Source organism: Belliella aquatica (assembly GCF_014637795.1).
GTDB classification, from domain to species: Bacteria; Bacteroidota; Bacteroidia; order Cytophagales; family Cyclobacteriaceae; genus Belliella; species Belliella aquatica.
The window spans coordinates 161,694-174,098 of sequence record NZ_BMFD01000002.1; the positions used below are offsets into that span (position 1 = coordinate 161,694).

At 35.9% G+C, this 12,405-nt stretch carries 12 protein-coding genes; 4 read left to right on the plus strand and 8 right to left on the minus strand.

Going from position 1 to position 12,405, the window contains the following annotated elements:
* Nucleotides 1-131: 131 nt before the first annotated feature.
* The 7 genes from IEV57_RS03435 to IEV57_RS03465 all read right to left on the minus strand — a co-directional run bounded on the left by IEV57_RS03435 (nt 132) and on the right by IEV57_RS03465 (nt 8,767).
* Nucleotides 132-1,340, minus strand: coding sequence for a tetratricopeptide repeat protein (locus tag IEV57_RS03435; RefSeq protein ID WP_188439699.1), 1,209 nt, complete (start codon nt 1,338-1,340; stop codon nt 132-134).
* A gap of 13 nt (nt 1,341-1,353) precedes the next feature.
* Nucleotides 1,354-3,891: a DNA gyrase subunit A gene (gyrA, locus tag IEV57_RS03440; RefSeq protein WP_188439701.1), complete on the minus strand. Its 2,538-nt coding sequence runs from the start codon at nt 3,889-3,891 to the stop codon at nt 1,354-1,356.
* Between the two features lie 93 nt (nt 3,892-3,984).
* A complete protein-coding gene (locus IEV57_RS03445) occupies nt 3,985-4,971 on the minus strand; it encodes a hypothetical protein (RefSeq protein WP_188439703.1) in 987 nt (328 codons plus the stop codon).
* Between the two features lie 97 nt (nt 4,972-5,068).
* Entirely contained in the window at nt 5,069-5,581 is a 513-nt protein-coding gene (locus IEV57_RS03450) for a hypothetical protein (protein ID WP_188440195.1), read from the minus strand.
* Nucleotides 5,582-5,735: 154 nt separating this feature from the next.
* On the minus strand, nt 5,736-6,389 hold the full coding sequence (gene rpe / locus IEV57_RS03455; RefSeq protein ID WP_188439705.1) for a ribulose-phosphate 3-epimerase: 654 nt from the start codon (nt 6,387-6,389) through the stop codon (nt 5,736-5,738).
* A gap of 52 nt (nt 6,390-6,441) precedes the next feature.
* Entirely contained in the window at nt 6,442-8,094 is a 1,653-nt protein-coding gene (locus IEV57_RS03460; RefSeq protein WP_188439707.1) for a S8 family peptidase, read from the minus strand.
* Nucleotides 8,081-8,767, minus strand: a complete 687-nt coding sequence (locus IEV57_RS03465) for a hypothetical protein (protein ID WP_188439710.1) — start codon at nt 8,765-8,767, stop codon at nt 8,081-8,083. The genes IEV57_RS03460 and IEV57_RS03465 overlap by 14 nt, the downstream gene beginning before the upstream one ends.
* An 84-nt stretch (nt 8,768-8,851) precedes the next feature.
* Between IEV57_RS03465 and IEV57_RS03470 the strand changes: the two genes are divergently transcribed.
* Genes IEV57_RS03470 through IEV57_RS03480 form a run of 3 tightly spaced genes read left to right on the plus strand, consistent with a single transcriptional unit; the run spans nt 8,852 to nt 10,980 of the window.
* The gene (locus tag IEV57_RS03470; RefSeq protein WP_188439712.1) at nt 8,852-9,478 is read left to right on the plus strand and encodes a beta/alpha barrel domain-containing protein; all 627 of its coding nucleotides are present in this window, start codon (nt 8,852-8,854) and stop codon (nt 9,476-9,478) included.
* Nucleotides 9,479-9,501: 23 nt separating this feature from the next.
* Complete coding sequence (gene hemF, locus IEV57_RS03475) at nt 9,502-10,395, plus strand: oxygen-dependent coproporphyrinogen oxidase (protein ID WP_188439713.1); 894 nt, start codon at nt 9,502-9,504, stop codon at nt 10,393-10,395.
* 12 nt (nt 10,396-10,407) lie between these two features.
* The gene (locus IEV57_RS03480; RefSeq protein ID WP_188439715.1) at nt 10,408-10,980 is read left to right on the plus strand and encodes a phosphatase PAP2 family protein; all 573 of its coding nucleotides are present in this window, start codon (nt 10,408-10,410) and stop codon (nt 10,978-10,980) included.
* Here IEV57_RS03480 and IEV57_RS03485 read toward each other — a convergent pair.
* Nucleotides 10,961-11,554, minus strand: a complete 594-nt coding sequence (locus IEV57_RS03485) for a riboflavin synthase (RefSeq protein ID WP_188439716.1) — start codon at nt 11,552-11,554, stop codon at nt 10,961-10,963. The genes IEV57_RS03480 and IEV57_RS03485 overlap by 20 nt on opposite strands.
* A 130-nt stretch (nt 11,555-11,684) precedes the next feature.
* Here IEV57_RS03485 and IEV57_RS03490 point away from each other — a divergent pair, with 130 nt between their 5' ends.
* Nucleotides 11,685-12,347 carry a protein-L-isoaspartate(D-aspartate) O-methyltransferase gene (locus tag IEV57_RS03490; protein ID WP_188439719.1) on the plus strand — a complete coding sequence of 221 codons (663 nt, stop codon included), beginning with the start codon at nt 11,685-11,687 and terminating at the stop codon, nt 12,345-12,347.
* Nucleotides 12,348-12,405: the final 58 nt, after the last annotated feature.

A 12,405-nucleotide genomic window follows, 5' to 3' on the forward strand; every position in this document is an offset into this window, starting at 1 on the left:
TCATTTAAAAACGTTTTTTTACCAAAGGGTTTTCATTGATGTCAACATAATTTATAAAAGGTTAATATCAACAAAAAAGCATAAAAAAAGCCACCTAAAAGGTAGCTTTCTTTATTATGTGTTGGAAAATATTAACCTTCCATCCAGTTTTCTCCAAGAATTGCAATCAATTTTTGGTTGTATTTTTCAGCTTCAGCTTCATTTTCTAATCTTGTATGGATTTGGAACAAGATTTCCAAAATGTCAGTAGATTCAGGTTTTATATCTGCTGCTCTTGTAAAGAAAGGAACAGCTTTTCTATATAAACCTTCAGCTTCCTTATTCATGGCGTCTGCTCTTTTCTCCCATTCAGCATCCGATAAACCACCTACTTCATTCAATATTACTCTCGCTTTTTCAATGTAAATCGCTCCAGCGTAGTTATTCCCTTCAAAGAAGTCAGGATCTACTGCAACAGATTTTTCATATTGAACCAAAGCACCATCCATATCACCTGACTGCTCAAGTAAATATCCGTGTCTTAGCAATAGACCTGTGTTCTCTGGATCATTCTCTAATGCTGAAACAACTGATTTCATTGCTTCGTCCAATTTATCTAGTTGTAATAACAATTGAATTTCAAATTCTGCAAGAGTTTTATCAGTTGGGTCAATTTTTCTGGCCTCAGTTACTAATCTGTAAGCTTCCTCAGGATCTTTGTCCGCACCACTAGCGATTTGAATTAAGAAATAATAGGCATTCAACTTATCATATTCTTCAATTTCTAACAAACGATTCAAATAAACTTTAGCTTCATCTGTTTTATCTAATTGAAATGCAAGATAGCCAGCGTTGAAGTTCATCGTAGAATCCGTTGGACTGATATCACTTGCTAAAGCAAAATACTCGTAAGCCATATCAAGATTATCTTCCTCGTAAGTATCTACTGCTTTTTGGAAGACCGAATTTTTTAATGTTTCTAAACCATAAGGTCTTAAATTTTCTGGCATCCCCACAAAGTCTTCTTTGTAAACATCCTTACCTACTTTGCTGTCTTTGTCATTATTTACCATTTCCATGGTTTTTGTAAATACAGCATAAGTATCTTTCCCTAATTCAACCGTAGACATTTCATTTCCTGCAGCAGAATCAAACATTTTTGTTTGAATTTGGCCCTTTAACAAATGAACTTCAGGATCATCCTTCGTCTCTGGATCTTGTAGAGCACTTTCAATTTCTGTAAGTGCTGTTGTTAATTCTCCTTTTTTAAAGTTTTTTTCAGCAGATTTCACCACTTTTTTCTGTGCGAAACTTACGGTGACAAAACCTACTAAGGCTAATGATAAGATTAACTTTTTCATTTTGTTCTTTTTTCTATTTTGTTGGATCTTCGGTTATATTGTTTTCTGAATCAGGGTTTTCTCCCTGAGGGTTTTGGGTAATATCTATATCTTCTTCAGATTCTTCTTCTCTTTTGATCTTCTCAACTGAGGAAATCTCATCATTCTCTCCAAGTTTAATTAATCTTACTCCTTGTGTGGCTCTTCCCATCACGCGGAGATTTGAAACTGGAGTTCGGATCGTAATTCCTGACTTATTGATAATCATCAAATCATCGGTGTCAACCACTTCTTTGATAGCCACCAAATAACCAGTTTTCTCAGTTACATTCATGGCTTTGACACCTTTGCCTCCTCGATTGGTAATTCTATATTCATCAAGTGGAGATCTTTTTCCATACCCTTTTTCTGAAACTACCAATAGACTTGCATCTTCTCTAGAGGCACATACCATGCCAATTACTGTGTCGTTAACATTACTTAACTTAATTGCCTTTACACCAGTGGCTGTACGACCCATCGGTCTCACCGTAGATTCATGGAAGTGAATTGCACGACCTGATTGAGCCGCAATGATGATATGCGAGTCACCATTGGTCATTTCTACTTGCATCAACTGATCTTCATCTCTGATATTCAAGGCTATAATACCATTTGTACGTGGTCTTGAATACTGTTCAAGTGTAGTTTTCTTGATGATCCCTTTTTTGGTAACCATCACCAGGAAATTATTATTGATATAATCTTCGTTTCCTAAATCTTCCACTTGTATGATTGATCTAATACTATCTTCAGAGGTAATATTAATCAAATTCTGAATTGGCCTTCCCTTAGAAGCTTTGGAACCTTCTGGAATAGCATAGGTTTTCAACCAGAATAATTTACCTAAATCCGTAAATATCAACAAATAATTATGCGTAGAAGCTGTGAAAAGATATTCAGTCCAATCATCACTTTTTGTTGTAGCACCTCTTGAGCCTACTCCTCCTCTACTTTGCGTTCTATATTCTGTTAATGCAGTCCTTTTGATATACCCTTCATGTGAAACTGTAATTACAACTTCTTCATTAGGAATCATATCCTCGTAGCTGAAATCCTCTGCGTTATGCTCTATTTCAGTTCTTCTATCATCAGCGTACCTTTGCTTCATCTCAGCAAGTTCATCTTTGATGATTTGCATTCTTTTATCTTCGTTAGCAAGAATTTCTTTCAATTCTTCAATCAAAGTCATGATTTGATCATATTCTTCTTGGATCTTGTCACGCTCCATGCCTGTAAGCCGCTGTAGTCTCATGTCCAAGATCGCTCTTGCTTGAATTTCGCTAAGTTCGAAACGCTCCATCAAGCCATTTCTAGCTGTTTCAGGATCTCTAGAACCTCTAATCAAAGCAATCACTTCATCAATATTGTCAAGTGCAATCAAATAACCCAATAAAATATGAGCTCTTTTTTCTGCTTCTCTTAATTCATATTCAGTACGTCTTACTACCACTTCATGGCGGTGATTGACGTAATGAACAATCATATCTTTCAAATTCAATGTATAAGGCCTACCTTTTACAAGAGCAACATTATTTACTGAGAATGAAGTCATTAATTGTGTTTGCTTATAAAGATTATTCAATACCACATTAGAAATGGCATCTCTCTTTAATTCATAAACAATACGCATTCCCTGTCTATCAGATTCATCTCTTATAGCAGAAATACCATCAATTTTCTTCTCTGTTATTAATTGAGCAGTTTTCTCAATCATATTGGCTTTATTGACCAAATATGGAATCTCAGTGATGATGATCATCTCTCTTCCATTGTCTTTGGTTTCAATATTTGCTTTACCTCGAACAATGATCCTTCCTCTACCAGTTTCAAAAGCTGCCTTTACACCATTGTAACCATAGATAGTCCCACCAGTTGGGAAATCAGGTGCAATGATATGCTCCATCAATTCTGCAATGGTAATGTCTCTATTGTCAATGTAAGCGGTAATGCCATCCACAATCTCGCCTAAATTGTGCGGCGCCATGTTTGTAGCCATACCCACAGCAATTCCAGACGCTCCATTCAACAATAGAGCAGGGATTTTTGCAGGTAGTACGACAGGCTCCTTCAGGGAATCATCAAAGTTCAATTGGAAATCAACAGTCTCCTTGTTGATATCAATCAACAATTCCTCAGCAATTCTTTTAAGTCTAGCTTCAGTATAACGCATCGCAGCTGGATTATCTCCATCCACGGAACCAAAGTTACCCTGACCATCCACCAAGGGATATCTCAAGGACCATGGCTGAGCCATACGAACCATTGTTTCATATACAGCTGAATCACCATGAGGGTGATACTTACCAAGTACCTCACCCACGATTCTAGCTGATTTTTTAAAGGATTTGTTGTGTAGTACGCCCAATTCTTGCATTCCGAAGAGTATTCTTCTATGAACAGGCTTGAGTCCGTCACGGACATCTGGAAGTGCTCTGGAAACAATAACCGACATCGAATAATCGATGTAAGCTCCTCGCATTTCGTCTTCAATATTAATCGGTATGATATTCTCTCTTTCTCCTTGAGCCATATTTATCTATTCTCAATAAGCTTGCAAGATAATAAAAAGAAAACGGTTTTGAAATATGATTTTACACTCAAAAACAGTGAATTTGAATTAGTTTTAATACCATTGACCTACTCTTCTGTTTTGTAAATTAAAAATAGAACTTCCTCTATATTCAACACCATTGTGTAAGTGCTTCATAACCACACCACAACCATCAACTTTACATCTTTTTGTACCTGGAATACTTATCGAAAGTCCGACTTGAGCTCCTAGAAGGGTTTGCTTTATATTTTGAAATTCTTCAATATTTTGTGTTTGATAAGTGAATTCTCTCAATTCAACTCCTGATTTGACAAAAAATCTAGCATACTCAGAAAACTCACGCTCAACCCTAAAAGCTAAACCATAATACGGTGAATTATTGACTACAAAATTTGGAGAAGGTGATTTCCTCACAAAAAGGTTTCCATATTCTCCTTCCAAGATAAATCTCCAAGGATAATTTTGTCTCATTCTTTGAGTTTTTTCTGATTGCATGTAGACATTCTGTGTTGCAAATTTTCTGTATCTCCATTTCAAGAAACTCCTTCTTCTGTTTGCGTCATATAAAACCAGACCTACAGTTCCATAAAGTTTGTCAAAAGTATAAGCACTATTATCAAATTCAAACTGATAATCTGATCCATTCAGAGCGTTCATGCTTCCCATTTCCCTTCCGTACCCTCCTCCTACTATTAAGAGATTGAAGAGATTCAGTCTGACTCCTAAATTAACTGGAACTCCAAAGCCATTTCCTTTAAAGCTTATCGTATCATTGGAATTTAGCTCCCTTGGATTATCTAAGTTTCTGTATTGAGAAATCGGGTATTCGCTTGGTGAGTTTGAAAGAAAACTAAGGTCATTTAAAAGGTAATTCCCACCAGCCGAAAGTTCAAAACTAAAATTACTGATTGCTTGACGGAAAAAATTTCCTATGTTATTTTCACTCATGCGGCCTCTCCTCGCTTTGGTATCGATCCCGAAAATGTCTTCTTGAGCAGAAATTTCTCCTACACTCGTGAACAATAAAATAATACAGAATATAAATCGACTTTGTCTCATAGTTTAAATAACGAAACCGAAATTAAAATAATACTTCTAATAAAAAGAAAAAGGTCCTCAAAATGAAGACCTTTTTTATAAAATATGTTTGAAGTGGTTATAAAGTATCAGTCACCGTATCACCATCTTCCTCTGCATTCTTTTCTTTCATTTCTGCGATAAGACTATCTACTTTCGCTTTAATTTCAGGATTTTCTTTCATCGCTTTATTTACTTTGTTGTAAGTAGCTGCGCCCAAAACTTCAGCATCCATAATTAAGTCGGTTTTATACGCTCTAGCTACATCTCCAAGTGATGCGATAAAATCTTGGATTCTTTGATATTCCGCTTTTTCTTCTTCGGTAATTTCAATTTCAGCTAACTTCTCTTCATTTCCCCATGCAGCCTTAATCTCATTGTATCTTGCGCCTCCTTCTCCGATGATTTCATTCGTCTTGATCATCTCTTCTACCTCAGTTTGTTTGCCAGCCATGAAACCTAAGAAATTTGCTTCCATCGCAGCGAATTTCATCATTTCCTCTTCAGTCACTTCTTCTGACTCCTCCTGAGCATTCACTTGAACGCTCATTAAACCTAACATTAAGAAGGCTAATACAAATACTCTTTTCATCATGATAATTGATTTAATTAAACTTTTCTATTCAAAAACGAACCTCTAATAAAATGTTTTCAGACCGTTATTACAAAGAAATGTCCAATTTCCGTGCCTTAAAAATTGTTAAAAGGCAAATATTATGGATTGAAGGAGTTTTGCAAAAACTAGCTTACTGAATCTTTTTTAATTCCTTTATGGTCTCAATCGGATCTGCGGAAGAAAAAACAAAGCTTCCAGCTACCAAGACGTCTGCTCCTGCTGCCCGTAGTAATGGTGCATTTTTTTCATTTACACCACCATCTATTTCAATCTCAGTATGCGCTCCAGCTTCGATGATAATTTCTTTGAGTTTTTTGACCTTTTTGTAAGTGTTTTCAATAAATTTCTGTCCACCAAATCCAGGGTTAACTGACATGATGCAGACTAAGTCAATATCATTGATAACATCTTTCAGTAATTCTACAGATGTATGTGGATTGATTGCTACCCCAGCTTTACAACCTAGCTGCTTGATCCCTTGCAAAGTCCTATGCAAATGATCGCAAGCTTCATAATGTACTGATATGATTGCTGCCCCAGCATTTTTGAAAGCTTCTAAGTACTGATCAGGATTGACGATCATCAGGTGAACATCCAAAGGCTTTTTCGCATGCTTATTGACTGCTTCTGTAACAGGAATACCAAATGAAATATTCGGAACAAAAACACCATCCATGATATCTACATGGATATAATCTGCTTCAGAAGCATTGAGCATTTCTATTTCTTTCTGAAGATTGGCGAAATCCGATGCGAGTATCGAAGGGGCTATTTTAACTGACATGATTTTAGGAGGGTTTATAAGCTGCAAAGGAAATAAAAAAGATTTTAGCCCCCTATCTTTTTATCAATTTTGTCCTTCTTATTTCTCTTCCTGACTGCATTTCTACAATATATAATCCACTTTTCAATTGAGAGGTCTCTATTTCGAAAGCAATTTGATTGGAGGATCTTTCTAAATCTTGTTCAAAAATTAAAGTCCCATTCGTTTGGTACACCTTGATTTTTGCTTGAAGTTCTTGACCAAAATCCGCATAAAGGATTCTTCCATCGTTCGGATTAGGATATATTCTCCAAGAAAAATTTTCGCTTTGTGGATTTTCTACATTTAAAACCTCTCCGAAATAAGCTCGACTGAAATTCGGAATTCCATATCCTAATAAATTATCCGGATCTTCCGATTGAGTTCCACTCTGTTTTAAAAGTTCAATTAATTCATCCTTTGTCAATTCTGGCTTTGCTTGCCATAATCCAGCTGCCAAAGCCGCAATCTGTGGAGCTGAGAAGGATGTGCCATTTGCTTGAGAAACTTCAATTTTTGGCCTTCTATAAATATAAACGCCTTGTCCTAAAGTAGATAAATCAGGCTTAATTCTTCCATCTGATGTAGGACCTTGGGAACTAAAGCTTGCTCTAACTGATGTACTTGTAGTTGCACCTATTGCTAAAATCCCTTGCGCATCAGCAGGAGCTGTTAAAGATGATTGTCCTAGACTACCATAATTCCCTGCACTTGTGACTACAAGTATCCCTTTCTGGGCTGCAATTGTAGCTCCTAAAGTCACAACCGCTGTTTGGCCATCTAAATCCTCCGCCGAATAATCCATATTTGAATCGTCAAAATCTAAATATCCAAGCGAGGAGTTTATAATATCTACACCTAAGCTATCTGCATATGAAGCTGCTTTAACCCAATTATATTCTTCTATTCTAAATTCACTCCCTGTGTTTTCAGTTATACATAAGATGTAATTTGATCCAAATGCTCCAGCTACAAGCTCTCCAGGTTTATTTGAGGCTATAACTGATAATACATTTGTACCATGCTGGTTTTTAGAAAATACATTTACATTGTCCAAATCGACAAAATCTTTTTTTCCTACTATTCTATTCTGTGCTACTAAATCAGAAAATCCAGGGATTATTTCAACATCTGGGAAGCCTGCATCAAATACAGCAATGGTGATACCCTCACCATAAAAACCTAAATTATGCATCTCTGGAATTCCTAAGAGCTCATTTTGAAAATCATAAAGGTTGTTAGCGCTTCTATTTTTTCGAGCAAAAAAATTGACATTAAAATCAACTCCTTTTTTAATTTTATTAATCAATTTCCTTCCGTTATTTAAATTCGGTTCGACCAAAATTACTTTTTCAACAAAATTAAGATTTGATATTTGAAGAATCTCTTCTTCATTTCCAATGACTAAAGAAGCATTTAGCCAATTAACATGATAAAGGACACTTTCTGTTAAAGCAGATATTTCAGCTATGTATTTTTCTGAAACTGGCAAATCTAGACTATCCAATGCAATTCCCTGATTCGCTCTTCTTTGTATTGATTTTTCAGTCAAAAATTCATTTGAGTTTTCTAAAGAGAAATTTTCTTGTGGCTTGTATTTATAATGTACTGCATATTTGTTTTGTGCTGAGGCAAATCCTACAAAAAACACAAAACCAAAAACAGCAAAAAACTTAAATCTTCCCATAATTGATGATTTTTAAATGCAATTTCTCACCTGAATCTATAAGCTGCTGACCCAAACAATCATTTCTAGAACAATAAGTAAGCACTTCAGAAAATTGCTCAATCATTCCTATGCCTTTAACATAAACTTCATACCTATTGTCTCGAAATGTAATCTCGTCATCATCCATCTCGTGTAAAACCCTAACTGCTTGATTATAGTTTATCGATCTCAATTCATATCCTCCCAATAAGTCAATAGTGAATTCATCTGAAGCATTTGAGGAATAAATTTTACTATCCCAAGACTTGTTCATTTTTGGAGGAAAAGAGAAAGTCACTATCCTTTCATTGTCTTGCATTCTGACCAAAGCATTGTTTCTTACTAATAGTGCATAATTCCCAACACCTACCCAATTTGAACGATTTGCTGAACGTTCTCTTAAAATAACATAGACTGTTATTCCTTCTTCATTCAAGTAGGTGTAATCAACTTTGTCACGGAAATAAAAATTATTGGTCTCTGAGTCATTTTCTCCAAAAAAAATGGTTTGCTCAACTTCATATTCCCAAAATAGACCAACCTCTAATGGCTGATAATCAAATCCAAAATCTGTATTTTGATCATCTACTTCTTGGCAGGACCAAAGCACACTTAGAATAAGGATAAGGGGAAATATATTAATTCTATTCATATGACTCTTCTAACACTTCGCTAAAAATACATTTTTCGATCGAAATCTTTTACCTTAGCAGACAGAAAAACAATATAATCTAAAATGTCACTCAAAACTTTTGTAAAAATAAGCGCTATCAACAATTTAAGCGATGCCAGATACTGTGCAGGAATGTATGTGAACTTGATGGGATTTAACTTGGAAGACCATCAACCCAATTACATTTCACCAGAAAAATTTGAAGAAATAACCGGTTGGTTGTCAGGCTTGGAGTATGTTGGTGAGTTTGAAACATCTCATCCCGATGCGATTTTGGAAACACTCAAAAGCTATTCAGAGATCAAATACATAGAAATTCAAGAAGAAATTCATCTGAAAATGCTTGTCAATTCAAGTTATGGTTTAATCCTCAAGCAAAACATCACAGAGGTTGACGATTTGGAAGATTTAATAGCAAAATCTCAATCCTTTTCAGATCACGATGTCACCCTTCATTTGGTAAGTGAGACACTTCAATTAGATGACTCAATTCTAGAAAAAATCAAAGCTTTAGCTGAAAAATGCCAGGTATTATTGGGTTTTGGTTTGGAAGCGAATTCGATTGAAAATATAATTGAAAAGACGAAGATTAGAGGAATATCGCTTCAAGGCGGTGATGAGATTAAGCCAGGATTGAAAGATTTTGATGAATTAGCTGACATTTTGGAGGCATTGGAAATAGATAATTAATTAAAGGAAATACAGACATTTTTATGTTGGATAAAAAGCAGGTCTCTCAAGATTTCATGGCCATTCAAGACTATATCTGCAAAGAATTGGAATTGGTAGATGGGAAAGCAAAATTCAAAGAGGACAAATGGAACCGTGCTGAAGGTGGTGGCGGTCGCACAAGGATTATCGGAAACGGTAACATCATCGAAAAAGGTGGTGTTGCTTTTTCTGCAGTTGAAGGACCTACACCTGAAAAAATCTTAAAGAAGCTTAATCTTGAAAAAGCAGACTTTTTCGCTACAGGAGTTTCCATCGTGATTCACCCTGAAAGTCCGATGATACCAATCATCCACATGAATATCCGGTATTTCGAGATGAGCAATGGCATCAATTGGTTTGGTGGCGGTATTGATCTGACACCGCACTATGTAGATGAGAATGATGCTAAATTCTTTCATCAAGCTGTCAAAGAAACCTGCGATCAATTCAACCCAGAATACTATCCAAAATTCAAGAATTGGGCTGATGACTACTTTTATATCAAACATCGAAACGAAACACGTGGTGTCGGTGGGATTTTCTTTGATAGACTTACTTCTGAAAATGCAATTGAACAAAATCAGATTTTCGAATTTGCTAAATCAATCGGTTACCTTTTTCCAAAGGTGTACACCCATTTTATGAATAAAAATCATAAACTCCCTTATGGCGAAAATGAAAAAAGCTGGCAAGCTCTGAGAAGAGGTCGTTATGTGGAATTCAATCTGGTTTGGGATGCGGGAACTAAGTTTGGGCTAGACACCAATGGAAGAACAGAAAGTATCCTGATGAGTATGCCGCCTCAGGCAAATTGGGAATATATGCACGAGGTTAAAGAAGGTTCAGAAGAAGAAAAAACACTCTCTTTGCTCAAAAAAGGTTTAAACTGGGTTTAATTAATTGAAGGAATGATAGATTATTTCAAATCAATAGATGAACAGCTTTTTCAGTTTTTGAATAGCTATCATTCCGATTTTTTGGATCCAATCATCTTCCAACTTACCCAAACTTGGCCTTGGATACCTTTATATTTATTTCTGTCTTTTATAGTCGTAAAGAAGTTCGGGAAAAACTGTTGGTGGGTTTTTATCAGCATTGGATTGACGATCTTATTTGCTGATCAATTCACTTCTGGATTCATGAAACCATTCTTCCAAAGACTTCGACCTTGCCACGATCCTATGTGGGAAGGAATTGTCCATAATTATGGAAAATGTGGCGGTTTATATGGATTCGCCTCCTCTCATGCTTCCAACAGTTTTGGAATTGCCACAATCATTACATTGACCCTCTCTGATCGCTTCAGAGCTGTCAGATGGCTTTTTTTGTGGGCAATTTTATTTTCTTATACCAGAATCTATCTTGGCGTTCATTATCCTGCTGATGTGATTGTTGGAGGATTAGTGGGAGTTATTTCAGGACTTTTAGCTTATCAGATCGGCGTATTTTTAAACAAAAAGATTACTCAGAATACCCTCTGATGATTCTCTGAATATATTTCCCAATTACATCAAATTCCAAATTCACTTCATCTCCAACTTGGAGTTGGTGGAAATTGGTGAATTCATATGTGTAAGGAATAATGGCAACCGAAAATCTTCCATTTTTTGAATTGAAGCAAGTTAAACTTGTTCCATTGACAGTAATTGATCCTTTTTCAACTGTGACGTTTCCTAAATTGGAATCAAAAGAAAAATCAAAAATCCAAGATCCATCCTGTTCTGAAATCGCCTCTACCCTACCGACTTGATCTACATGCCCTTGAACGATATGTCCATCAAATCTCCCATTAGCAGGCATGCATCTTTCTACATTGACCTTTTTTCCTACTTCCCAATTCTTCAAACTCGTTTTCTTGAGTGTTTCATCTATGGCTGTCACACGATAAATTGGTCCATTAATCGCTACAACTGTAAGGCAAACACCATTATGCGCCACAGATTGGTCGATTTTTAATTCCGAAGTGAGGGGGGATTCGATATCAAAGTGGAAGTTTGTGCCTTCTTTTTCGATTTTGTTGATGGTGCCTAAAGTTTCTATAATTCCAGTAAACATGATTGATCAAATTAAACTTCTAATATTCAATCGAAAGTAAGTTCTCTTCGATTTTGCTTCAAATTAAGACATTATTAAGCTTAACTTAGCAGTCACATACAAAGTTTCTTAAAATTCTTCAATTATATCCATGCTCAAACTTGAGGATACCTATAGACATAAAGGTCAACGAAATGCCTTAGTGAAATTATTAGAAAAAAAAGGAATCAAAGATGCCAATGTGCTACAGGCTATCAATACACTTCCTAGACATTTTTTCTTTGATACAGCATTAGACTCACATGCTTATGAAGACAAAGCATTTCCCATCGGAGAAGGTCAAACGATCTCTCAACCATACACAGTAGCTTTTCAATCCGAATTATTAGAAGTTAAGCCAGGTGATAAAGTGTTAGAAATTGGAACTGGATCGGGATATCAAGCGGCCATTCTTTACCTCTTGGGAGCAGAAGTGCATAGCATTGAATATCAGAAAAAGCTCTTTGACAAAACGAAGAAATTTCTTTCAAAATTGGGGATTTCAGTTCACTTTTATTTTGGTGATGGTTCCCAAGGAATACCTACCCAAGCGCCTTTTGACAAAATTATTGTCACCGCTGGTGCACCAATAGTTCCTACTTCACTGCTGAAGCAACTGAAAGTTGGAGGGATTTTGGTGATTCCAGTTGGAGATCGTAAAACTCAGAAAATGATGAAGCTGATTAAGAAAACAGAGAAGAAAATCATTCAGGAGGAACATGATAATTTTGCCTTTGTCCCCTTACTCGGAGAGGAGGGTTGGAAATCACGATAATCAAAACATTGTATTGAATTGACCGTTATAATATTTCATATAAGAAAATATATTCTGT

Excerpts from the sequence above, each read along its gene's own strand:
- IEV57_RS03435 (WP_188439699.1), bottom strand. The coding sequence starts at position 1,340 with ATGAAAAAGTTAATCTTATCATTAGCCTTAGTAGGTTTTGTCACCGTA.
- hemF (WP_188439713.1), top strand. The coding sequence starts at position 9,502 with ATGTTGGATAAAAAGCAGGTCTCTCAAGATTTCATGGCCATTCAAGAC.
- gyrA (WP_188439701.1), bottom strand. The coding sequence starts at position 3,891 with ATGGCTCAAGGAGAAAGAGAGAATATCATACCGATTAATATTGAAGAC.
- IEV57_RS03460 (WP_188439707.1), bottom strand. The coding sequence starts at position 8,094 with ATGGGAAGATTTAAGTTTTTTGCTGTTTTTGGTTTTGTGTTTTTTGTA.
- IEV57_RS03480 (WP_188439715.1), top strand. The coding sequence starts at position 10,408 with ATGATAGATTATTTCAAATCAATAGATGAACAGCTTTTTCAGTTTTTG.
- IEV57_RS03490 (WP_188439719.1), top strand. The coding sequence starts at position 11,685 with ATGCTCAAACTTGAGGATACCTATAGACATAAAGGTCAACGAAATGCC.
- IEV57_RS03485 (WP_188439716.1), bottom strand. The coding sequence starts at position 11,554 with ATGTTTACTGGAATTATAGAAACTTTAGGCACCATCAACAAAATCGAA.
- IEV57_RS03470 (WP_188439712.1), top strand. The coding sequence starts at position 8,852 with ATGTCACTCAAAACTTTTGTAAAAATAAGCGCTATCAACAATTTAAGC.
- IEV57_RS03445 (WP_188439703.1), bottom strand. The coding sequence starts at position 4,971 with ATGAGACAAAGTCGATTTATATTCTGTATTATTTTATTGTTCACGAGT.
- IEV57_RS03465 (WP_188439710.1), bottom strand. The coding sequence starts at position 8,767 with ATGAATAGAATTAATATATTTCCCCTTATCCTTATTCTAAGTGTGCTT.
- IEV57_RS03450 (WP_188440195.1), bottom strand. The coding sequence starts at position 5,581 with ATGAAAAGAGTATTTGTATTAGCCTTCTTAATGTTAGGTTTAATGAGC.
- rpe (WP_188439705.1), bottom strand. The coding sequence starts at position 6,389 with ATGTCAGTTAAAATAGCCCCTTCGATACTCGCATCGGATTTCGCCAAT.